The sequence below is a fragment of the Bacillus salacetis genome (assembly GCF_003581585.1).
Taxonomy (GTDB): domain Bacteria; phylum Bacillota; class Bacilli; order Bacillales; family Bacillaceae_B; genus Rossellomorea; species Rossellomorea salacetis.
On record NZ_QXIR01000014.1, the window covers coordinates 76,000 to 98,900 of the forward strand.

Genomic DNA, 22,901 nt, shown 5'->3' on the forward strand with positions numbered 1-22,901 from the left:
TTCTACATACTATAAAAGCAAAGGACCCCCGGATTCGGAGGCCCTTTTCATGTTAATAAAGATTAAGACACCTTTTCATGGTCTGGTTTGGCTTCATGTTCCCAATAATCGGCATTCTTGATTCCCAGCTTGACCGGATCAAAAACAGGATCAAGTCCCTGCTTCTTTTGCTGCTCATAATCCTTCAATGCTTTTAAAGCAGGCTTATACAGAATGACAATGGCAACCATATTCAGCCATACCATGATTCCAAGCCCTACGTCGCCCATAGCCCACGCAAGGTTTGCTGTCTTTACAGCGCCGTAAAGAGTGGCCCCGAGCAGAACAAGTTTTAATGCTCCAATTGCCAATCGGTTGTTCTTCCCTCGGAATAGATAAGCAACATTCGTTTCAGCGATATAATAGTAAGCCATGATGGTTGTAAATGCAAAGAAGAATAATGCGACCGCCACGAATCCGGCCCCAAAGCCAGGAAGGACGCTTTCAATGGCCGCCTGGGTATATCCAGGACCTGCCTCTATTCCTTCAAGATTGTTGACGATCATTGTGCCGTCCGCTTTTTCAACATTATAAGCTCCTGTAAAAAGGATCATAAACGCTGTAGCTGAACACACGAGAAGCGTATCGATATAAACGGACGCAGACTGTACCAGCCCCTGCTTGGCAGGATGGGAAACTTCGGCAGCGGCTGCTGCGTGAGGCCCGGTTCCCTGGCCGGCTTCATTTGAGTAAATTCCTCGTTTTACTCCCCATGATATTGCCATACCGATGATTCCGCCGAAAGCAGAATCCAACGCGAATGCACTTTTAAAAATAAGGGCAAATACTCCTGGCAGTTCTGCCGCATTCATGATTACAATAATCAAGGAAAGGAAGATGTATCCTACTGCCATGAACGGAACTGCATACTGTGCCACCTTGGCAATCCGTTTTACCCCTCCGAAAATAATGACGCCCAAAAGGACCACAAGGCCGGCAGCTGTAACCCATTTGTCAAGGCCGAATGCGTTTTCGAGTCCAAGGGCAATGGAATTGGACTGAATCCCCGGCATCAGCTATGCCATTGCCAAGATGGAGGCAATGGCGAAAATAACTCCATACCATCTCCAACCCATACCTTTTTCAATATAATATGCAGGGCCCCCGCGGTACTGTCCGTCCTGCTTCACTTTGTAAATCTGTGCAAGAGTTGATTCTATGAACGCAGAGCTTGCTCCGATAAAAGCAATGGTCCACATCCAAAATACCGCTCCCGGACCGCCAAACGCTATGGCTGTTGCCGTACCTGCGATATTCCCTGTTCCCACACGTCCTGATAATGAAAGTGCCAATGCCTGAAAAGATGATACCCCTGCATCTGAACTCTTGCCTTGGAACATTAATTTGAACATGTCCTTGATATGCCTTACTTGCAGAAAACGGGTCATAATCGAAAATACCAGTCCTATTGCTAAGATCAAATAAATGACAGGCGAACTCCACAATATGCCATTAAGCCAATTAACAATCGTCTCCAACCATACTCCCCCTTGAAAAATTCTGAATTTTGTTTCTATTCGAATTATATTTCATAACTGGACTATTAGACAATCTTTTTTTTAGAAAATTATTGAAAATAAGTAACCACTTTTTCATAAAGAGATTTTAAGCATAAAAAAACTCACTGCAGTTAAATGCAGTGAGTCCTTTCCAGTGAGATTAAAAATCTCCTCTATAATCATCTTTTTTGAATCTTTCTTTCTGCTCTTTTTCTTTTAAGTGCTCAGCATTTTTTTCATCGGCATGCTCTTTTTCAGTTTGATAGTCTGAACTGTTTTCCAGTCCTTCCTGTCCGGTAGAATCCCTGCCGGCAGTTCCAAGTTTTCCGCCTAAAGTATTCCCTACATTACCGCCAAGTGTATCTTCAGTGGTATCCACATTCCCCGATCTGAGGTCTTCACGCTCGGCACCATGGTTCCCAACACTTTTATCAGCTGTTGGAGAACTATTGAAATTTTCGGTTGTAGTCTGGTTCCTGACTTCGTTCAATTTATCAATATCATCAGGTTCAGTACGGTGCCCGTGATTTTCTTCTTCTTTTGAAAAGAACTCATTTTCCAAGGCGGTTTGGTTACGCTCTCGATTCACTTCATCCATTCCTTCATCTTCGAATACGCCTTCCCGCTTGGATGCAGGCTTGATGTTTGCTCCCTCATCCACAACTTCCCCGCCGTGGTTCAGAACATATTTATCCTTTGCTTGTACAGCAACCAGGATTTTCCCATCTTCAAGCTTGGATTGATAGGTCCCTACCTGATTGAGCGGGATTTCATATTGCGAAAGATCATTACCGGCCCCTTCATGTTCCTGGACCATAAAGGAATCTTTAATCTTTTCCCAAAGGGTCCTTTCTTTATGATGTCCATCCGGATGTTCCACATGAAGGCCGGAAGTGTTGTCCAATGTGTCAATATCCCTTCTTTGTGATATGACAAGGATATCTTCTTCTGAATAACCGTCTTTTGTCAGACTGTTTATTACATCCATTACCTCGGCAGTAGAGTCATATGCTCCAACAACACTTTTTTCCATCTATATTGCCTCCTTGCAAGCTTTAGCTTGTGAATAGGTTCTTAAACAAAATTTACCCTTTTGGCAATGTGCTAAACTTTTTGAGGACTCCAGATTTTCCCACAAAAAAGGGGGTTATCTGTTTTATTTTTTCTTCAAAGGGGTAGATATTGATGGAATTAATTTAAAATAGAGGAGATAATCTGACGATGGAGATTGCAATTGAACACCGTTTATTGAAAAAAGAAGATATGTTGGACGAGGATAAAGTGCCTCAATGGGTAATTGAAGAATATCAAATATTCAGGGATACAGTAACGGATAAAACATTCCCTTGTTATTTCGGCATGTCAGGCGAGCTGAAAGGAGAGCTGCGGTATTCCTATATCACTCATGATGATTGGGCATCCCTTCCGCAGACCTTGGAAAAATTCATTTCTTTATTCGACAGCCCAAAGCCTAAGCGCCATGGATTATTCCTCTTTGTCGAGCCGGAAAAGGACGAAAAGGATATTCCTCATTACCGGGAGTATTTTTGGAATATCCTTCAATACCTTCATGAAAAAGATACCAAGCCGTGGCCTGAGGATTATCCACAGGACCCCGACAACCACCTGTGGGCATTCTCTTTTGCCGGGGAACCTTACTTTGTATTCGGCAACGCGCCGGCATATAAACAAAGGAAGACACGGGATTTAGGCAATTCCCTTGTCCTCGGCTTCCAGCCGCGCAGAATTTTCGAAGGGTTGGAAGGGACCTCCAAAGGCGGGATCATGTCACGTGAAAAAGTCCGCGAGAGAGTCGAGAAGTGGGACAACCTTCCAAAACATCCTGACATCAGCCACTACGGCGATCCCGAGCACCGGGAGTGGAAGCAGTATTTCATTGGGGATGACGTGGAACCGATAAAAGGGAAATGTCCGTTTCATCATAAATAAATCCGGAGTGATCTCCTGGTAAAGAAGAAAGGTTTTGCCGAATCACAACGGTATTCGGACTGTTTCCCCTGAAAACAAGACAGGTTTGTCCGAATCTCAACGGTATTCGGACTGTTTTCCCTGAAAACAAGACAGGTTTGTCCGAATCGCACCGGTATTCAGACTGTTTCCCCTGAAAAGAATACCGGTTTGTCCGAATCGCACTGGGATTCGGACTGTTTCCCCTGAAAACAAGACAGGTTTGTCCGAATCGCACCGGTATTCGGACTGGTTTCCTGAATAGAAGCCAGGTTTGTCCGAATCACACCGGGATTCGGACTGGTTTCCTGAATAGAAGACGCGTTTGTCCAAATCACACCGGTATTCGGACTGGTTTCATGAATAGAGGCCAGGTTTGTCCGAATCACACCGGTATTCGGACAGTTTCCCCTGAAAAGAAGCCGTGTTCGTCCGAATCGCACCGGTATTCTGACTGGTTTCCTGAATAGAAGACGTGTTTGTCCGAATCACACCGGTATTCGGACTGGTTTCCTGAATAGAAGCCAGGTTTGTCCGAATCACACCGGTATTCGGACTGTTTTCCTGAAAAGAAGCTAAGCACGTCCGAATCGCACCAAATCCTCATAGAACGAAAACAAGCAGCCGGGGGCTGCTTGTTTTTTGTGCCTTCCTGTGTGTATATTCCTTCCTGTTTAAGACAAATTAAGTCTAAGGAGGCTGGATGATGAAACTGTCGCGTATTCTGGTGCTGTTGTTATTAGCTTTTTCCTGGGTCATGGTGCCGTTTGCAGGATGGAAATCTGTTAAGCGGTTTACACCGGCATCCCTGTTCATGTGTATATTTCTGTTAATCGAAGACCGAATTGCAACAAAACTAAAATGGTGGGTAATCTACCCCACACTTTCTCCCCGGATAAGAGGGATGACACCGTTTGTATCGGACCGTTTTTTACCGGAAGCATATTCATTCTTAAATATACCTACGGAAGACTGCCTCAGTTCCTGTTTCTTAATCTGGTTGTCGATGCCTTTTTCGTTTATCCATTCTATTTGTGGTTCAAAAAGCTGGGGATCTGGACACTCTTGAGAATGAACCAGCTGCAGCTGCTGCTTGTTTTCTTAACAAAATCCCTGCTTATGTATGGTTTCCATCATGTGTTCATTGCAAAAAGAGAACGTTGAAGACATTGGTTCTTCCTTTAGCGTTCTTTTTGTTCGGCTCTTTTCGTAAACTTTGTTGCTATTGACTATTTAGTCATATAATATGCTGGTCATTCACCGAAAAAAAACCGGTAAGCAAAAAAGAAAAGAGCTACTCCCCTTTTTCTTGGAATACAAGGGGAAAATCCGGCTCTTGGGGTCTTCCCGAAAGCAGCAATTCATGCGAAAACAGCCTTTTGTTTTACAAAAATTGATTACACCCTCATTCCTGATAGAAATGCGCCGATCATCCTGCGGAGACTTTCTTCTACACTCAAATCAAGTCCGAAACCGCCCTTATGCTCCAGGGAAGCAAACCCGTGAAACAAGCTGCGGAGTCCCCTTACTGCATGAAGCGCATTTTCCGGGGAGAGCTTTAGGTATTTCAATTCCTCGAGTGACAGATTGACGATTTGATTGCCGGCATTTTGGACTTCTTCATCCCTTGGGTCCGGTGCCAGCAAGGCGGCTTCGTATAATCCTGGATGCTTTCTGGCATAGTTCAGATAGGATGCCCCCAAAGACTGGATGGAATCATCGCCTTCTTTGCCTTCAGCTCCCGATTTCATCTCACTGTAAAGACCATTCAAACCCTGAACAGCCATCTCAGTTCTCAATTCATTTAAACCTTTGATATGGTTGTATAAAGAAGGAGGGCGGATTTCCAGTTCCTTCGCTAAATTGGCGATAGTAACATATTCAATTCCTTTGTGATCAGCCATCTCTCCTGCTGTATCCACTACTTTCATCCGTGTTAGTCCCATTCTGGGTGACATGTGATCACTTCCTTCCAATTGCTCACTTTATTTGTAACCAGCAGCTTTAATTGCCTCTTCCAATTCATTATTCGGGCTTTCAAGCATTCTGCCATGTCCGACCGCCAGCAGGGACGGATTAAGACTTTTGATCTTTTCTGCACTTGCTACAGCCATTTCTTTACACCATGTTCCCATTGCAGGAAACGGAAAAGATGGAACCAGCTGCCCTGCTGCTGCCACTCTTCCCCTGGTTTGAAACGCATCCCCTGCAATGATCGAACGGTCCCTGGCATCTAGGAAAGACATGGATCCAGGCGTATGGCCCGGTGTATCAATGGCAATCAGCGACCCGATTCGATCACCTTCACTCATCAAATGATCCGCCTTCGCTTTAAGATTCCTGGGTACGCCTCCTTTAATGGGTTTCTGCGGTTCTCCCGGGTCCAAGCTTGTATCTCCATTCAACAAGCGCTCATCACGTTTTGGGACCCATAGCTCTATTCCACTATTGGAAGATATAATTTTATCGAGAGCTCCAACATGGTCAGCGTGTGCATGAGTCAGCAAGATTCGTTTTATTGGTTTCCCAATCTCTGCTGCTGTTCTTAGGATAGAGTTGGCATTATGGGCAAAGGCAGCATCAATCAATGTTAAACTGGCTTCTTCCTCAATAAGATAACAATTCACTGGAAAAAGCCTCGGCATAAAAGCTAGTTGATAAAGATTCTTTCGCTTTGTCACATTCAAGCAAATGACGCCCCCTTCAAAAAACTAATGGTGTTAGTTTCATTATAACTAATACCATTAGTTTTAACTACAATTTTTCCCACTCTTTTTTCAGAAGTCCAAATTGGAGGTGTGTCTCCCATGTACCCTGGATGAGGGTACTATCCCTTTTTATCCCCTCCTTCAAGAAACCGGCCTTCTCCAACACCCTGATTGAAGGAGCGTTACGCGGGAGGACTTCAGCTGATACCCTGTTCAGATTCAAATGGTTGAATGTGAATCCCAAAATCAGCAGCAGGCTTTCTGTACCCACCCCTTTGCCATTATGTTTTTTATCGACAGAGTAGCCAACCACACCGGATCGAAATGGACCCCATTTGATGTCATAGAGGTTGATGAGACCAATCAATTTGTATGTTCCCTTATCAAAAATGCCAAACGAATAATGCTGCCCCTTTTGAATACCTTCACGGAAAAACCTGATATTGTGTATCTGCCCCTCGACAGTATAATAACTTTCAGGCCAATCCGGTTCTGCCCTTCCCCAAAACGGTTTGTTGCGGGTAATGATTTTCGTGAGTGCTTTGGCATCTCCCTCCTCAAATGTCCTCAAGAAAATCCGGTCTCCGACAATTATCATGGATTCCACCTCCCACACACTTATGCCACAAATATCAAGCCCACTCTTTTTTCAGCAGGGCATACTGCAAATGACTTTCCCACCTTCCATTGACGAGGATATTCTCCCGCTTCAGTCCTTCACTTTGAAAGCCTGCCTTTTCCAATACCCTTACAGATGCAGCATTTCGCGGCATTACCTCTGCTGAAACCCTGTTCAAGTTGATAGAATTAAATGCAAAAGAGAGAAGAAGCTTCAAACTGTCCGTCCCCACTCCTTTTGAATTGTTGTTTTTGTCTATCGCAATTCCTGCCGAGGCTGATTGAAACGGCCCTCTTTTAACATCATAAAGATTGATGACGCCGATCAGGCTATTGCTTCTTCTCTCGAAAATCCCAAAAGTATAGAATTCATCCCGGCTGAACCCGTCCCGGAAATACTGTATGTTTTGCAGCTGGTTCGTGACTCGGGAAAACCCAGTTTCCCAATCAGGTTCTGTTTCTCCCCAAAAGGTTTTATTACTCTTAATTAATCCTGCCAATGCAGCAGCATCCCCTTCTTCAAGGGTACGCAAATAAATACTCCCGCCAACAAGCAGCATGTCATCCATCCCACCTTCTTAATCTGAAGTCCTCTGTAAAAGGTATGTTGATTCCTGCCCTGGCATGAATTTAGCTGCGGATTCATCGGCTTCTCCCCCTATCAACAGCTGCCTTTTATCACCGATCCATGCAAATGCAGGACGAACCAAAAAAGGATGCTCAACGTCGTGTTGAACATCCCCATTCTCAGCTTATTTCCCTCAGCTGGCTGTTATAAAGTTCATAGTAAAAGCCTTTCTGCCCCAGCAGCTCCTCATGTGATCCCCGTTCAGTGATACAGCCGCTTTGCAGAACAAGTATCTGATCAGCTGACTGAATCGTATTCAAACGGTGGGCGACGACGATGCTGGTCCTGCCTTTCATCAGGCGCTGCAGTGCTTCCTGGATTTTCACTTCTGTAACGGTGTCGATACTGCTGGTCGCTTCATCCAGGATCAGAAGGGATGGGTTGGATAAAATGGCCCTGGCAATCGAAAGCAGCTGCTTCTGGCCCTGGCTGATCCCGCCGCCATCCTGGGACAGCACTGTATCATACTGATCAGGCAGCTTCATGATGAATGAGTGTGCGTTCGCTTCTTTTGCTGCCATCTCCACTTCCTCATCCGCTGCATTCAGCCTTCCATAGCGGATGTTTTCACGGATGGTGCCTTGGAATAGGAAGGAATCCTGCAGGACAAATCCCATGTTTTTTCGAAGGCTTTCCCTTTTTATCTGTAAAAGGTCTTTTCCATCAATTGTGATTGTTCCTTCATCATGATCATAAAATCTTGAAAGGATATTGGTGATTGTCGTTTTTCCAGCCCCTGTAGGTCCAACCAATGCAATCGTCTGTCCAGGCTCTGCTTTGAATGAAATATCCTCCACAGTCCTTACTTTTTTATCATAAGAGAAGGTGACATGTGAGAACTCGATTTCCCCTTCAATGTTACTCGCAGCAACAGCACTGCCCTCATCTTTTTCTTCCTGTTCCTCATCAAGTATCTCAAACACCCGCTCGGCTCCTGCTACGGCTGATAATAGGGTATTAAATTGGTTGGCAAGATCATTCAGCGGTCTTGTAAACTGACGGGAATATTCCGTAAAGATGACTATGACCCCGATTGTAATGACTCCCTGAACGGCAAGGACACCTCCGACCCCTGCGATGACCGCAAAACTCAAGTTGTTCAGCATGTTCATCAACTTTGGGATGAATCCCGAATAGGTGGATGCCCAGTAAGCAGAGGTCCTTAACCTGCCGCTCTTCACGAGGAAGTCATCCATGACCTTTTCCTCCTGGGAAAAGGTTTTGACAATCCGCTGTCCTGATACAGTCTCCTCAATATATCCATTCAATTCGCCAAGGTTTTTCTGGGTCTCCTTAAAAAGCTTTCCTGTTCGATTTGTAATCCACTTCAGACCCAGGAACATAGCTGGTATGATCATCAGTGCGATAAGGGTCAATAGCGGGCTCAGCCAAAGCATGACCCCGACTGTTCCAAATAAAGTGAGTATACTGGAAAATATCTGTATGACCGAACTGTTAAGTGTCGAGCTGACATTCTCCATATCATTGGTGACACGGCTCATCAATTCCCCATGCTGCCGGCGGTCAAAGAATGGAATCGGCAGTTTGTGCAAATGCTGAAACAGGTCTGTCCTCATCCGGTAAACGGTGTCCTGCGCAATCCCTATCATCCAATATGCCTGGAGCCACATGGCTGCAGAGTAGACAATGTAGACAGCAGCCAGCCAAATGATCAGTTGTAAAAGCCCGCCTGCATCACGTGTGACAATATAGTCATCAATCGCCATGCCCACCAGGAAAGGCCCAAGCAGACCAAGGATAGAGCTGATGAATACCATCAGGATGACCAAGCTTAAAATTCCCTTTTCTTTAGAAAGATAGCCCCAGAGCCGCTTGATTGTATTTTTCCAATTCTTGATTTTCGGTTTCTTCTTGGGTGCGCTACTGTAATGCCTTGGCATGCTCGAGGTTCTCCTCTCCAAATTGAGATATGAAGATCTTGCAGTACAGCGGGGAGCTCGAGATCAATTCCTCGTGACGCCCATCCGCGGTCACCTTTCCATCTTCAATTAGAAAAATTTTATCTGACTGGATGGCGGTGCTGATTTTCTGGGTCACTATCAGGATCGTACAGGAGTAGTTTCCGATTGCCTGAATCAATTTCGACTCCGTTTTTAAATCCAGCGCACTTGTGCTATCATCCAGGATCAGGATTTTCGGCTTCCTTACAAGCGCCCTCGCAATGGAAAGACGCTGCTTCTGCCCGCCTGACAGGTTGACGCCCTTTTGGCCCAGCACGGTGTCGTAACCCTTAGGCAGTCCTTCTATCAAATCGTGTATCTGGGCTGATTTGGCTGCTTCTATGACTTCATCCATTGAAGCATCCCCTTTACCCCATGCAATATTTTCCCTTATGCTTCCCGAGAACAAAAACGCCTCTTGAGGTACAAAACCGATGCTCTTCCTCAAATTTTCGAGTTTATATTGTTTAATATCTTTATCATCGACAAGTATTTCGCCACCGGTTGCTTCATACAATCGAGGGATCAGCTGGAAAAGGGAGGTCTTGCCGGACCCTGTTGCACCGAGGATCGATACGATTTCCCGGGGCTTGACCTTCAGGCTGATTCTATCCAGCACATCGGTCTTTGTCCCGGGATAATGGAACGATACGTCCCTGAATTCAATTTTTCCTTCCCTGACTTTAAGGGAAGGGTCGCTATGCTGTGAATCCACAAGATCGATGTCGGTTTCAAGCACTTCTGCAATCCTTCCTGCAGAAGCCCTTGCTCGTGAAAAACTCATGATGATAAACGCAAAAACTGAGAACGCCCCTGTAATTCTTGTAGCATAATTGATGATCGCCACTACATCGCCAACTGCCGCATTGCCGTTCGTTACTTCCGCGTTCCCTACCCACAGGATCAACAGGATGCCGCCATTCATGACAATTAACAGTACAGGCATGATTGCTTCCATCAACCGGAGTGCACTGACTGTTTTCTTCATAAGTGTTTTATTTGCTTCTGTAAAACGCCCATTCTCATGATTTCCCCTGAGAAGGGCCTTGATGATCCTCATGCCTTTCAAATTCTCCTGGATGACATCATTCACTGAATCCAGCATTTGCTGGACATATCTGAACATAGTCCATCCGCTGTTCAGAACCCATAATAAGAATACAATAATGAACGGGATGACGAGCAGAAGGATGAGCCCAAGTTTAACATCCACGATCAGTGCCATAATCGTTCCGCCGATGACGAGCAGCGGTAATCTCATCATGATCCTGAGCGAAGTGAAAATTGTATTCTGGATCTGAGTGACGTCATTGGTCAGCCTGGTGATCAATGATGAGGAAGGAAATCTGCTGAAATTCGCAAATGAGAAGTTCTGGATCTTCTCATAGAGGCTCTTCCTGATGTCATATCCCGCTCCCTGGCTTGCATGTGCCGCAAAGAAGGAATTTGTAACTCCTGCAGCAAATGCCGCAAGTGCCAGGGCAGACATGATGCCGCCCCAGTACCAGACAGCCTGCATATCCTCCTGCAGAATCCCTTCATCAATGACCTTCGCCATAAACAAAGGGAGCAGCAATTCCACTGCCAGTTCAATCAACATCAGCGTCCAGGCAATCCCCATTGCCCACCGGTACTTCTTCAAAAAAGAAAACATGTTTTTCATTGAGGCTCCCCCATACTTCTTGGATGCTTATATATTTCGGAATCCGTATTTTATCCTATTAATTATAATGGCTTTTCCCTTATTTTAAAAATAGTTTGAATCTTAACTGAAAGAATTATGCCCCTTTAGCGCTTTAAAGCACTCGGGGACAGTCCCCATGTGCATTAACGCGTTAATGCAGCGGGGGACTGTCCCCGGTTACGTTAAAGTACTAAAGGATTGTATCTCATTTCCACACAAAAAGAGACGGCCTCACAGCCGTCTCGCATCATCCCACACTTAAGAGGAGGATGACATATCCAATGCCGCCGATTGTAAATGCCCAGAAACTGCTTTGACGTTCTTGCGGGATTTCCTCTTTCAGGACGTTCAGGATGATACTCCCTGACAGGAATGCAAACAGCAGCGCCAGCAATGCTTCCGGGATTTCTGACATGGCGCCGATTGCCCACCCTACTAAAATTGCCGAAGCGAGAATCCAGCGGCCTTCCCGGTCATACCTGTCCTTATGATGCTCTCTCAGACCGAAATCCACTACTATGAAATGAAGCGCCATGGCTGTTCCATACAACAGCAGATTCAGCAAACCGGATTCTTCCCTGTGAACCAGGAGATATCCAATCAAACCATTGTAAACGAAGAATGAACTGATATGAACCCAGAATGCCGATCTGCCCGGCTTGTTTTCCGTATCGCTGTTTTTCTTTTTGGAATCCTGCACAGCTTTTTCCAATCCATAGAAAATAATGAGGCCAAGCATAGCAATTAAATAGGCATGAAGTTCAAGAAACGAAAGAATCTCTGCCGACTCGGCAATCGATTCCTGATGTTCCTTCAGCTCGGGAAGGATATGAATGAATACATACGCGACGGATACCCCGCCTGCAATGGATAGAAATTTGCTTCTTGGAATCGACTCAAGAAATACCATCCTTCTTGCAGAAAGGTGTACCACTGCAAGGACCAATGCCAGGATTAATGGCATCCAATTCATATGTATGCCTCCTTTTTTTGATTTCTGTTTTCCCTTTATTTGGCGGGGGTAATCTTCGGCGGGAGCCAAAAGTACTTCAACTAGCTGATTTCTTAAAAGGCTCTTTCCGTAAACTTTGTTGCTATTCAGTATAATTTTCAAATAACATTCTGGTAAATCGCCGTAAAAACCCCGGTGAGCAGGAAAGAAAAGAGCTGCTCGTTCTTCTCGAGAGTAAACCCTTTGAATACAGAGAAAAATCTGGTACTTCGAAACCAACAATATATGTGAAAACAGCTTCTTATAAAGACCATTCTCTTTTTCGATAAACCCTTCATATGTAAAAAATAAACTCTGCCATGGCATCACTAAGAAAGTTAAGGCACCAGAATTACAATTTATGCACGGAACGAAGGTTGTTTTGCCTCCACCTTGAAAGTTATGCACCGGCATTGAAACAGGCTGGTTATGGGTATAAGGATTAAAAACAGCTTGATTCACGATACCGCCAAAACAGCTTTTCCACCACAATCCCACATCCATTTTCCACATTTATCCCGTTTACTTTATCGCCTTTTAGACTAATTACATACTATAGACGAGTTTAATAGGGCAACATAGACAGTATCAATTGATAAAGGACTGACGTTTTGGAAAAAACCTTAATTTGATTTACTAAGTGACGCGCAGAAGTCGCAAATTGACCGGCAGATCAGCGGCATGGCATTCACGAAAATTTCCGCTTCGCCCAGTGCGGAGGAGTGGGTTTGTTTTCCTTCCGGATTATACTTATCCGCGGACTGGCGGGGCAGCCGGAAAAGTGATTGTTCATTACAATTTGCTTGGAAACAAAGATGTGTTCATTAACACCACGGTCATTCTTGATGACCCTGTCCTTTACGAACCCGGCCAGCACCCTCTTGTTTATGCGGTGTGCGATGAATTGGTCAACCGGCTCGTAGGCTTTGCTGATACTCTTCTTGCAGGACATGCAGGACAAAACAGTTATGACGCAAAATACCAGTAAACACTATGACAAGGTGACGCATTAAAGCAATGAGGGACTGTCCCCCATCGCGGTGATGCGTTAAAGTAACAGGGGACTGTCCCCCGCTGCGGTGATGCGTTAAAGCAATAAGGAGGTTATATGAATGAATGAGTCTGTTATTCAATCGATAAAGCACTATTCAAGCGAATATAAGTCAGAACATGACCTTGACAGAATCATCAATGCAATCGGCGATTCCCGGATTGTCCTTCTTGGCGAGGCATCCCATGGAACTTCCGAATATTATAAAATCAGGACAGAGCTTTCGAAGAGGCTGATTGAGGAAAAGGGGTTCAATATCATTGCCGTGGAAGGAGACTGGCCGGCATCACAAAGTGTCAATAAATATATCAAGGGGTATGATGACACTAAAAATCCACGAGAGGTCCTGCAATCCTTCAAACGCTGGCCGACATGGATGTGGGCCAATGAAGAAGTGGCGGATCTCATTTCCTGGCTGAAGGAATACAATACGAACATTGACCGCAAGCAACAAACCGGCTTTTATGGGATCGATGTGTACAGCCTTTGGGAATCGATGGAGGAAGTCATCAGCTATCTTGAGAAGACCAACTCCCCCGACCTTGAAAAAGCGAGAAAAGCCTTCTCCTGCTTCGAACCATTTAACAGGGAAGCACAGGAGTATGCTGTATCCGCCGGATTCCTTGGGTCGGACTGCACGGAGGAAGTCATACAGCTGCTTTCAAGCATCAGGAAAAACAAAGAACATTACACGAGTGATCATGAGCAGGAGCTGAATCTTGAGGTGAATGCGATGGTGGCAGCCAACGCGGAACACTACTACCGGGCCATGGTAACCAATGATGAACAATCCTGGAATGTCCGGGATGAGCATATGGTCGAATCCTTGAATGCTGTCATGAAATCATATGGCGACGATGCAAAAGTGATTGTTTGGGAGCATAACACGCATGTCGGCGATGCACGTGCAACAGATATGATGGAAGCAGGCATGACCAATGTAGGACAGATTGTCAGGGAGCAGAACCCGAAGGAAGATGTGTTCATAGTCGGGTTCGGAACTCACAGCGGTACGGTGATAGCCTCAGAAGAATGGGGCATGGACTTCGAAAGAATGGCAGTGCCCCCTGCACGCAGAGGCAGCTGGGAAGATGCGATGCATCAAGCTGGAAATTTCGATCAAATTCTTGTTTTCAACGATGAAAATCGAAAGCAGTTCCATACTCCCCTTGGACACAGGGCCATCGGTGTCGTGTACCGGCCTCAATATGAACAGTATGGCAATTATGTCCCTTCCCTGATGTCCGAAAGATATGATGCGTTCATTTATGTGGATAAAACCAACGCACTGAAGCCGCTTCAACTGAGTGACATCATTCTCTGACATAAAGGTGAAGAAGGCTGATCTATGCTGATCAGCCTTCTTTGCTTTCCAAGGGAAGCCGGATAACAAACTTTGTCCCCTTTCCTTTTTCACTGGAAACCTTGATAGTACCCTTGTGCATCAGCACCAATTGTTTCACGATGGACAGCCCGAGCCCGAATTCCCCATAAGGATTATTGGTCCGTGACAGGTCTGCCTTATAGAATCGGCGCCAGATTGATTCTATTTCATCGGGATCCATTCCCATCCCGGTATCCTCAATTTCAATGATCGTTTCTTTTTCAGAGGATGCACCTCTAAGCCAGATTGAACCGCCTTCTGTGAATTGGATGCTGTTTTTCGTAATATTGATGAGAATCTGAATCAGGCGGTCATAATCTGCCTGGACCTTGATGGCAGGGTCAGCTTTGATTTGGATCTCGTTTTGTTTATCTTCCGCCTGAAAGTCCAGCTGCTCCTTGATTACTTCCAAAACATCCAGGAGCGGGACTGTCACTTTCGTGATAGCAATCTGATTGGACCTGATTTTTTCATAATCCAGATTTTCATTGACGAGCCTGATCAGCCTGCGGGTTTCCTGGCTGACCAGACCGAAGCTTTTTTCCTTTTGTTCTTCGGGTATCATGTCATTCCGGATTCCTTCCATGACGCCGCGAATGGTTGTAAGAGGTGTCCGCAGTTCGTGAGAGACATCGGCCATGAACTGCCTTCTCCGGTTTTCCAGGCTATCGATTTCTTCTTTGGAAGCCTTCAATTTGGTGACCATTTCATTGAAATCCTCCGCCAGGTCGCCGATTTCATCGAAATTGGAGCTCGGCACGCGGACGTCGTAATTACCTGATGATACAAGAGAGGCGGCGTTCCTGATGCGCTGTATTCTTTTCACATGCAGCTTTGATAAAAACAGACTGACCAAAAGAGAAATCGCCAGTGAAATGAGGACAATGTACAGCAGGTATTTGTTGATTTCACTAAGCATTTCCCTGGTTCCGCTGATCGGAGAGATAAGGATCAACCCGCCGGCAAGCTGATCATTGATGATTCGCGGCATAATGACCAGAGAGACTGCCTGGTCGAAGCGCCCAAAATCCTTTTTGAGAGGAACCGCTTCACCCTGCTCAATTTTCTTCCACTCTTCCTCAGTCAATTCAATGCGGGGATAAACACCTCCACGCGAGAAGGAGACAACCCCATTTTCATTGAAAGTGATCAAATCAATATCCCTGGCATGAAGCAGGTTGCTGTATTGTTCAAGATAAAGTGGCCTCCGCGGACTCGGCCTTTCCAGATCTGATAAAATCTTTTCCCCGTAGGAACTCAATTCCTCGACTTTATTTTCATACACCAGGTTTTCAACATATTGGGAAAACAAGAGGCCAAGGATAAGGAACGCAATGATCAGCACACTCGTATGGCTAAGCAGAAGCTGATATAGATACCTAATTTTCATCTCCGGCCGCCGCTTCATCAAATTTATACCCTACTCCCCATACCGTGTGCAAATAGGGTTTTTCCTGGCTGCCGATTTTGTTGCGAAGCCTTTTGATATGGACGTCGACTGTCCTTTCATCGCCGTAAAAATCATAACCCCATACGCGCTCCAGAAGCTGCTCTCTTGAAAACACCTGTCTTGGATGCTGTGAAAGATAATAGAGCAAATCAAATTCCTTTGGCGTCAAGTTGGTAAGGGGCACTCCTTTAAGAAGCACCTCCCGCGTTTCTTTGCTGATTTGAAAGTCAGCTGTCGATACGTCGGCACTACCGGAAGCAGCCGCTTTTTCACCTTGATACCTGCGGGTCACCGCGCGGATCCTCGCCATCAATGCAAGAGGTGAAAATGGTTTTGTCACATAGTCATCAGCACCGAGTTCAAGACCCAGAACCTGATCGGATTCACTGTCTTTCGCGGTCAGCATAATGATGGGGATCTGCGTCCCTTCTTCCCTGATTTTCCGGCAGATCGTCACGCCGTCCATGCCGGGCAGCATCCAGTCCAGTATCACAAGGTCCCAATGTCCTTCTTGATAGCGCTGGTAGCCTTCAGCCCCGTCATGAACAAATTCCCCCTGGATTCCTTCTTTTATAAAAAACATTTCCAGCATAGATGTGACACTTTCATTGTCTTCCACAACCAGCACTTTCATCATTATCGTCCCTTTCCCGGATACCACATTTATTTCTATTTAAATTATAGTATTTTTTTCCGATTCCTTCTAATAGTTTTCCCTCAGGAAGTGACCTGAAACAATGTGAAAAACCCCCGCTTTTAACGGGGATTTTCCTGTTTGGCATTTTGTTTTTTATAGGCTCTTATCCTAAACTTTTTGACTATTCAATATAACTGGTGAATCGTCGTCAAAACAGCGGTGAGCAGGAAAGAAGGGGCCATCCCTTTCTTTTCCGGGAGTAAAACCTTTGAATACAGGGGAAAAATCCGTCACTTGTGATTTTTCCGAAAGCAGCTATATATGCGAATACAGCCTTTTTATAAAGTATCTTCGGTATCTGCAGCTGATCCGTCTATATTTTGTCCGGCATCCCTGTCAAAGCCTTTTCCATGTCCAGGGCCGTGATGTCTCTGTCCTCCTCCATGGAAGAAGAAATCTTTTTCTTTATTGAATGGGAAGATATTCATTTCCTTTGCTTCATCGGCATGATCTGTCATGATTTCTTTCATAAGTTCTTTTGTTGATTTCCCTTCTGTCTCAATGCCCAATTCTTTTGCAGCTTTCAGGATAGATGCATCAAACACTTCCTGCATCAGCTGGTGAGAATCTCTCCCCTCGGTTTCAACTCCCAGTTCCTTCGCCTGTTTTTGCAATGCGGCGTTTCTTACCTCATCCGCCAATGCTTTCAATTCCTTGCCTTCTGTCTCAATACCGAGCTCCTTTGCTTCCTTTTTCACCAATGCCTCCCTTACTTCTTGAACCAATTCAGCCAGTTCTTTTCCTTCAGTGGAAATTCCAAGCTCTTTTGCTTTTGATTCAATCTGAACCTTACGGATTTCCTGCATGAGGGCATGGTGATCTTTTCCTTCTGTCTCAATTCCAAGCTCTTTTGCTTTTTTCTCAAGTTGGGCTTCCATAACCTCTTTGGCCAGTTCTCTTGAGTTTTTTTCAGTGGTGTCTATCCCAAGTTCTTCTGCCTTTTCTTTCAACTGCTCTTCATCAAAGCCGAATTTCCCTCGGCCACCGCCATGTTTGCCCCCGAACGCTGTGTCTTTTTCGATGCTGGCATTTGATTCAGTTGATTGTGCTGCATCATCCTCCGCAGCGAATGCTGGTATAGCCCCCAGAATCCCGACTGCCAGTGCACCAGTCAAAACGTAGGTAAGTCTTTTTTTCTTCATCATTTTATTTCCTCCTTTATTATGCTGAGGCATGGAATCCATTTATGTAACCGACATTGAAGGTGATGATTCGCTGCCCTGCAATGTCAGTATCTCCAGAAGTTATTGCTAAACTGTGAACAATCCATTTCAGGAAGATGAATATTTATAGAAGGTTTTCGATTTTGTAGTCTTCTTTTTGTTCTTCAAGCCAAGCAGGATATTCTGTTTGAAGTGCCTGATCAAATAAGATGTCCTTGATTTCTTCTTTATGGTCCTCAAGAACCGCTTCTTCTGCTTCTTTTTTGTCAGTCACTTTGATGATATGGTATCCAAATTCTGTTTTTACCGGTTCGCTGATTTCCCCTTTTTTCATGGAAAATGCCTTTTCTTCAAACTCCGCGACCATTTCTCCTTTGGCAAAGAAGCCCAGTTCCCCGCCTGCTTCAGCATTTGAAGTGTCAGTAGAGTATTCCTTAGCCAGTTCTGCAAAGTCCTCTCCTTTGTCCAGCTTCTCTTTCACTTCCTTCGCTGTCTCTTCATCTTCTACAAGGATATGGCTTGCTTCAACCTGCTCTTTTTGAGCAAAGGTATCTTTGTTTGTATTGAAGTACTCTTTGATTTGGTCCTCGGTTATCGTCACTCTGTCCTTGAGTAATTTCTCAGTCAACAAATATGATTTAATGTTTTCTTTTACACTATCGACGCTGGCGCCGCTGGAGGCCAAGGCTTGATTGAAAGCCTCCTCGTTTTCATAGGTTTCTTTCAACATCTGCAATTCCTTATCTACTTCACTATCTTTCACTTCTATATCCTGCTCGTTACTTTCCAACTCTACAATTTTGTCGGCAATCAGCGTGTCCAATGCAGCTTCACCGTATTGATCCACGAGCATGGTGTAAAGGTCATTCTTACTGATGGACTTGTCCCCCACCTTTGCGACCACCTCCTCTTTGGAAAATACAAAGCCTGTAATGATCAGACTGACGACCACGACACTTCCAATTAAACTTAGTAATTTGATATGATTCTTCTTTTTATTCACTTTATCGCTCTCCCTTTACATCTGGTGGCTGGTAAACAATAACTGCTTTGTACCAGCCGCCGGACTTTCTTTTTTAGTTAATCATCGCATTGCTTGTCAATGTTAATGATACTGTCATCTTTTCTGCTCCACGGTAAATGGTAAGGTCGACCTTATCTCCCACTTTCAATCCGGAGTAAAGCTGCCTTCTGAGATCAGCAGGTGTTCCAACTGCTTCACCGTTCAGCTCAGTTATTACATCCCCGGCTTTAATCCCAGCTTCCGCTGCTGCTGAGGTTTCGTCTATATTAGCAACAATGACACCTGCCTGCACTTCATTCGGCAGTTCCTGAAGGTAGTTGCGCGGAACATCTGCCAGGCTTGTCATGCCGATCCCTATATAAGGACGCTCAACTTTTCCTGTCTTGATGATTTCATCGACAATCGGCTGGAATTCTTTGCTTGGAATCGCAAATCCAAGGCCTTCCACCCCTGAAGTCGAGATCTTCAGGCTGTTGATTCCAACCAATTCGCCTTTTGAATTGATTAGAGCACCTCCGCTGTTCCCGGGATTGATGGCTGCATCTGTCTGTATGACGTTCAGCTCTGATTCGCCCGCAGATGTAGGAACAGAAATAGTCCGGTCAACCGCACTTACAATTCCTTGTGTAACCGTCCTTGATAAATCAAGTCCCAGCGGGTTTCCGATGGCAATCACCTCTTCACCGGCACGAAGGGAGCTGGAATCTCCGACCTTCAACAGGTTGTCTGCATATTTTGCATCAATTTTCACGACAGCAAGGTCTGTCAGCGGGTCTGCCCCTATAAGCTCACCTTTCGTTTTTTGGCCATCGTACAGGGAAACCTGGATATTGGAAGCATCTTCGATCACATGGTTATTTGTGATGATATACGCATAGTCCCCTTCTTTTTTAAACAGTACACCTGATCCTGTTCCTGCTTTAGCTTCCTGTGACACACCTGTGTATGGGTTGCTCTGCTCTTGATAATTTTCAATCCCGACAATCGCCTTAGATGCATTTTCAACGATGCCTGTAATATCTCCACTATTTGAGACGGTCGATGCATTAACAGGTGAAGCTTCCGGTGTTTCCGCCTGCTGAGTGACGCCTGCTGTATCCTGGATAATATCTTGATAATAGTCCGTTTGCGGCAGGACTGTCAGTGTAAGGACGGAACCTATGATGCCGGCTCCAACTGTTTGAATCAGCCCTCTTCCTCTGGACGCTTTCTTTGTCTTTTCATCCCTTTGTCTTTCTTCTTTATCCATACACTCGACTGTATCTTTGATTTCATTGGCTTCTGTTTCCTGAATTTCTTCATGATGATTATTTTGTTCAAGCATTCTATTTCCTCCTATATGTTAATGATGTATGTTCACCTTTTGATCTTTCACGTTTTGACTCGTTCATTCTTGGTGCTTGATTACATATTAATAGGTAAATATTACGAAATTATTAACAATCTATGTACAGGATGGGAAGTTTTCAAGAATGCTGCAGAAATAAAAAAAACCCACAGGATTGGGGTTTTCGGATTCACTGTATGATTTGATTTTGGCCGTTGTATAAGGTGAGTTCTGCAGGGAATGTGGATTTCATAGCTTTTGGAAGCTTCACGCTTTCCAATATGACCCTATCTCCAGTAACATCTGCAGAAAAATTGAATTTTTCGTACAACCATTTTGCTTTTATCTTTGTAATCTCTAAATCGTCATTCCTTCCTATTAAAAGGCCGTACTTCCCATCACTGGTCTAAATGTCCTGATAAGAAATATGATTTGCAAAGCGGTATCACTCAGCCGCTCAACCTTCACTAACTCAATCTCGTTCTCTTCCTTCTCACCGCGATTGATGAAGTTCTGTATTTCATTTTCCAAGGCTCTTTTCGTCAACTTTGTTGCTATTCAATTTAAATTTCAACTAATATCCTGGTATATCGTCGTAAAAACCCCGGTGAGAAGGAAAAAAAGAGTTGCTCGTTCTTTTTCGAGCGTAAAACCTTTGTACCGACAGCAGCAATATATGCGAAAACAGCTTTTTCCAAAGATGCTTCATCTGTATTCACACTGAATCGACTGAAAGTATAGATGAAATATACACTTGCACAAAGTCAGCAGTAATAGGATTATACCTATATTCTTTCTATTCTGGATGTTCCATTCACCTTGATCTCTTGGATATGTTGAAGGACCTTTTGGTAATAGGCCTCTTCATGAGGGACAAAGTCAGACTTCACTGCTTGCAGGTTATGACTCTCTTTTTTTTCACCCTCGTTGAGTATGAATCCTTCCAGTTCAATTGCTTCCACCTCATTGGCGCGCAGTGCTTCAAATTGCCTGAGCTCAGCCTTGAAAATTCCTGATACCTCTTCTGCCTGCAGAGAAAAGTCATCCAGCGTTCCGGTAAACTCATAAAGGAAAAGGTGGGCAAGTTCTCTATCAATAAAGTCTTTTTTTATCACTTCATAAGGCACTATCCCGACCGGAATGAGTTGGTCGTAACAGACTTCTATCCCTGTCTCTTCCCTTACTTCCCTGATTCCGTCTTCAAATGACTCGTATGAAAGGATATGTCCGGCAGCCGTGATATCCAGCAGGTTGGGATAATCTTTCTTATCTGTGCTGCGAAGCTGGAAATACAGGCTGCACGTTTCTTTTTCCTGTTTAATGAACCAGCAATGAAAGGTTTCATGCCAGTATCCTTTAAGATGCACTTCATCCCGCGGAGCTGTTCCAATGTGATTTCCCTCATTATCAAATATGTTAAGTGTCTCTTTTTCCATACCCATCCCCCTCTTTGCTCAGCCTTTTAACGTACTTAGCTTCCGGTTCCTTATCACCTGGTTAATCACTTCTGAGAAAATAAGGCCGATGGCGATTGAGCCCGATATCATGAAGGCCTTGGCAGCCAGGCTGATAGCTGCATTATAATCATTTTGCACAAAGTTTCTCATGGCATCATAGGCCATCCCCCCTGGGACAAGCGGAATGATTCCTGCAACACTGAAAATGATGACAGGAGTCTTATAGAACTTCGAAAATATCTGGCTGAGGACAGCTATCAAAAATGATGCTGTCACAGTTGCAAGTACAATGTCCATGCCATTCATTGTCATAACGATATAAATGATCCATCCAAACATTCCGACACTGCCGCATTTGACCAGTGACTCTTTAGGTGCATTGAAAATGACACCGAAGGCTGCAGATGCAATGAAGCTGGTGATGATTTGTTCGATTATATACATTCTGCTGATGGCCTCCCTTCTAAATATTCCTTAAACAAAGGTAAAAACAATGGCGATACCTGAACCAATGGCAAATGCTGTAAGGAAAGCTTCAGCACCTTTTGATAAACCTGACACCAGGTGCCCTGCCATGAGGTCCCTGACAGCATTGGTGATGAGAAGCCCCGGCACCAGCGGCATGACAGAGCCGATGATGATTTTATCCAATTCGAATCCGATTCCCGTCCATACAAATGCCAACGCAAGCATGCCGATTGTAAAAGAAGCGAGAAACTCTGAAAAGAATTTAATCGGCACAACTTTATGAAAATAGATTAAACTGAAAAACCCTGCTCCCCCAGTGACAACGGCAGGCAGAAAATCATGCCAGCTTCCCTGGAACATGATCAGGAAGCATCCGCTTGCTATGGCTGCCGCTAAGATCTGAATCTTAAACGGAAACGGCATGGTAGCCGCATCAGCCTCTTCCAGAAGTTCATATGCTTCATCAATTGTCAGCTCTCCGCTGCTGATCCTTCTCGAGATGCTGTTTACCACCGTCACCTTCTTCAAGTCAGTAGTCCGTTCTGAAATCCTGATTAGCTTGGTTTTCGTCGGTTCGGATGTCTCAATAGAAAAGATGATCCCTGTAGGCGTTACATAGCTATGGGACTCCTTAATCCCGAATGAAGCAGCAATCCTCATCATTGTATCTTCCACCCTGTAGGTCTCCGCCCCGCTTTGCAGCATGATTTTCCCGGCAAGAAGGCAAACCTCCATGATGTCATATCTGATTTCCATCTGTTTTTCCATTCATTCACTCTCTCCA

At 44.8% G+C, this 22,901-nt stretch carries 21 protein-coding genes and 2 pseudogenes; 4 read left to right on the forward strand and 19 right to left on the reverse strand.

What is annotated here, in order from left to right:
- Positions 1-62: 62 nt before the first annotated feature.
- Together D3H55_RS11655 and D3H55_RS11660 are read right to left on the reverse strand one after the other, a co-directional pair.
- Positions 63-1,517 (reverse strand): annotated as a pseudogene (locus tag D3H55_RS11655) (alanine/glycine:cation symporter family protein).
- Between the two features lie 181 nt (positions 1,518-1,698).
- Positions 1,699-2,571 (reverse strand): general stress protein, encoded by an 873-nt coding sequence (locus D3H55_RS11660; RefSeq protein WP_119547093.1) that lies wholly within the window; start codon positions 2,569-2,571, stop codon positions 1,699-1,701.
- Positions 2,572-2,759: 188 nt separating this feature from the next.
- Between D3H55_RS11660 and D3H55_RS11665 the strand changes: the two genes are divergently transcribed.
- A complete protein-coding gene (locus tag D3H55_RS11665) occupies positions 2,760-3,488 on the forward strand; it encodes a YqcI/YcgG family protein (RefSeq protein WP_119547094.1) in 729 nt (242 codons plus the stop codon).
- A gap of 158 nt (positions 3,489-3,646) precedes the next feature.
- Here the strand turns inward: D3H55_RS11665 and D3H55_RS24260 are convergent, their stop codons facing one another.
- Entirely contained in the window at positions 3,647-3,895 is a 249-nt protein-coding gene (locus D3H55_RS24260; protein WP_119547095.1) for a hypothetical protein, read from the reverse strand.
- A 472-nt stretch (positions 3,896-4,367) separates the two neighbouring features.
- Here D3H55_RS24260 and D3H55_RS11675 point away from each other — a divergent pair, with 472 nt between their 5' ends.
- Complete coding sequence (locus tag D3H55_RS11675) at positions 4,368-4,670, forward strand: hypothetical protein (RefSeq protein ID WP_119547096.1); 303 nt, start codon at positions 4,368-4,370, stop codon at positions 4,668-4,670.
- A gap of 233 nt (positions 4,671-4,903) precedes the next feature.
- Here the strand turns inward: D3H55_RS11675 and D3H55_RS11680 are convergent, their stop codons facing one another.
- From D3H55_RS11680 to D3H55_RS11710, 7 genes are all read right to left on the reverse strand, one after another.
- Positions 4,904-5,464: a TetR/AcrR family transcriptional regulator gene (locus tag D3H55_RS11680; protein ID WP_119547097.1), complete on the reverse strand. Its 561-nt coding sequence runs from the start codon at positions 5,462-5,464 to the stop codon at positions 4,904-4,906.
- 27 nt (positions 5,465-5,491) lie between these two features.
- A complete protein-coding gene (locus tag D3H55_RS11685) occupies positions 5,492-6,193 on the reverse strand; it encodes an MBL fold metallo-hydrolase (protein WP_119547098.1) in 702 nt (233 codons plus the stop codon).
- A 67-nt stretch (positions 6,194-6,260) separates the two neighbouring features.
- Entirely contained in the window at positions 6,261-6,812 is a 552-nt protein-coding gene (locus D3H55_RS11690) for a GNAT family N-acetyltransferase (RefSeq protein ID WP_119547099.1), read from the reverse strand.
- A gap of 34 nt (positions 6,813-6,846) precedes the next feature.
- Positions 6,847-7,401 carry a GNAT family N-acetyltransferase gene (locus D3H55_RS11695; protein ID WP_119547100.1) on the reverse strand — a complete coding sequence of 185 codons (555 nt, stop codon included), beginning with the start codon at positions 7,399-7,401 and terminating at the stop codon, positions 6,847-6,849.
- A gap of 178 nt (positions 7,402-7,579) precedes the next feature.
- On the reverse strand, positions 7,580-9,361 hold the full coding sequence (locus D3H55_RS11700; protein WP_119547101.1) for an ABC transporter ATP-binding protein: 1,782 nt from the start codon (positions 9,359-9,361) through the stop codon (positions 7,580-7,582).
- The gene (locus D3H55_RS11705) at positions 9,342-11,084 is read right to left on the reverse strand and encodes an ABC transporter ATP-binding protein (protein ID WP_119547102.1); all 1,743 of its coding nucleotides are present in this window, start codon (positions 11,082-11,084) and stop codon (positions 9,342-9,344) included. Before D3H55_RS11705 ends, D3H55_RS11700 begins: the two co-directional genes overlap by 20 nt.
- Before the next feature lie 268 nt (positions 11,085-11,352).
- Positions 11,353-12,078, reverse strand: coding sequence for a hypothetical protein (locus tag D3H55_RS11710; protein ID WP_168413053.1), 726 nt, complete (start codon positions 12,076-12,078; stop codon positions 11,353-11,355).
- Between the two features lie 699 nt (positions 12,079-12,777).
- Between D3H55_RS11710 and D3H55_RS11715 the strand changes: the two are divergent.
- Together D3H55_RS11715 and D3H55_RS11720 are read left to right on the forward strand one after the other, a co-directional pair.
- Positions 12,778-13,084: pseudogene (locus D3H55_RS11715) on the forward strand (hypothetical protein).
- A gap of 124 nt (positions 13,085-13,208) precedes the next feature.
- Positions 13,209-14,471, forward strand: coding sequence for an erythromycin esterase family protein (locus tag D3H55_RS11720; protein WP_119547103.1), 1,263 nt, complete (start codon positions 13,209-13,211; stop codon positions 14,469-14,471).
- A gap of 31 nt (positions 14,472-14,502) precedes the next feature.
- On the opposite strand, the gene D3H55_RS11725 is transcribed toward D3H55_RS11720, so the two are convergent.
- The 9 genes from D3H55_RS11725 to D3H55_RS11760 form a co-directional block, all read right to left on the reverse strand.
- On the reverse strand, positions 14,503-15,921 hold the full coding sequence (locus D3H55_RS11725; RefSeq protein WP_119547104.1) for a sensor histidine kinase: 1,419 nt from the start codon (positions 15,919-15,921) through the stop codon (positions 14,503-14,505).
- Positions 15,911-16,615, reverse strand: a complete 705-nt coding sequence (locus D3H55_RS11730; protein WP_119547105.1) for a response regulator transcription factor — start codon at positions 16,613-16,615, stop codon at positions 15,911-15,913. The genes D3H55_RS11725 and D3H55_RS11730 overlap by 11 nt, the downstream gene beginning before the upstream one ends.
- A gap of 341 nt (positions 16,616-16,956) precedes the next feature.
- Positions 16,957-17,823 carry a hypothetical protein gene (locus tag D3H55_RS11735; RefSeq protein ID WP_119547106.1) on the reverse strand — a complete coding sequence of 289 codons (867 nt, stop codon included), beginning with the start codon at positions 17,821-17,823 and terminating at the stop codon, positions 16,957-16,959.
- 142 nt (positions 17,824-17,965) lie between these two features.
- Positions 17,966-18,844: a foldase protein PrsA gene (locus D3H55_RS11740; protein WP_119547107.1), complete on the reverse strand. Its 879-nt coding sequence runs from the start codon at positions 18,842-18,844 to the stop codon at positions 17,966-17,968.
- Between the two features lie 73 nt (positions 18,845-18,917).
- Positions 18,918-20,189 (reverse strand): S1C family serine protease, encoded by a 1,272-nt coding sequence (locus D3H55_RS11745; protein ID WP_205685477.1) that lies wholly within the window; start codon positions 20,187-20,189, stop codon positions 18,918-18,920.
- A gap of 381 nt (positions 20,190-20,570) precedes the next feature.
- On the reverse strand, positions 20,571-20,738 hold the full coding sequence (locus tag D3H55_RS24265) for a hypothetical protein (protein ID WP_168413054.1): 168 nt from the start codon (positions 20,736-20,738) through the stop codon (positions 20,571-20,573).
- A gap of 239 nt (positions 20,739-20,977) precedes the next feature.
- Positions 20,978-21,628: an NUDIX hydrolase gene (locus tag D3H55_RS11750; RefSeq protein ID WP_119547108.1), complete on the reverse strand. Its 651-nt coding sequence runs from the start codon at positions 21,626-21,628 to the stop codon at positions 20,978-20,980.
- Positions 21,629-21,646: 18 nt separating this feature from the next.
- On the reverse strand, positions 21,647-22,093 hold the full coding sequence (locus D3H55_RS11755; RefSeq protein WP_119547109.1) for a threonine/serine exporter family protein: 447 nt from the start codon (positions 22,091-22,093) through the stop codon (positions 21,647-21,649).
- A 30-nt stretch (positions 22,094-22,123) separates the two neighbouring features.
- Positions 22,124-22,885: a threonine/serine exporter family protein gene (locus D3H55_RS11760; RefSeq protein ID WP_119547110.1), complete on the reverse strand. Its 762-nt coding sequence runs from the start codon at positions 22,883-22,885 to the stop codon at positions 22,124-22,126.
- Between the last annotated feature and the right edge of the window lie 16 nt (positions 22,886-22,901).